Source organism: Marinimicrobium sp. UBA4209 (assembly GCF_002381585.1).
Lineage (GTDB): Bacteria > Pseudomonadota > Gammaproteobacteria > Pseudomonadales > Cellvibrionaceae > Marinimicrobium > Marinimicrobium koreense.
Genome location: NZ_DFTP01000043.1, coordinates 55,845 through 56,154 on the forward strand (window position 1 = coordinate 55,845; position 310 = coordinate 56,154).

At 65.8% G+C, this 310-nt stretch carries 1 pseudogene; it reads left to right on the top strand.

Annotated features, from left to right (window positions below):
- Positions 1 to 111: 111 nt before the first annotated feature.
- Positions 112 to 310 (top strand): annotated as a pseudogene (locus tag B3187_RS06050) (apolipoprotein N-acyltransferase); the annotation flags it as partial.

Consider the following 310-nt stretch of genomic DNA (forward strand, 5'->3'; position numbering starts at 1 on the left):
ACCTGCCCAAGCGCAACGAAGTCGCCACCATCGACAACTTCCAGTTCCGGGTACTGTACGCGGACAACCGCCAGATCCATCTGGTGCGGCTGACCCTGATCGAATAACCCCATGACCGAACTGCGAGCGGCGCTGGCGCGCCTACCGGGCTGGGCCGCCTGGCTGCTGTGTGCGGCCGCCGGCGGTCTGGTCCCCCTGAGCTTTGCCCCGTTTGACCTTTGGCCACTGGCGCTACTCGGCCTGGTGGCGTTCGCCCTTTTGTTGGATCAACAGAGTGGTCGCACCGCCTGGTGGCGCGCCTGGGATTCGG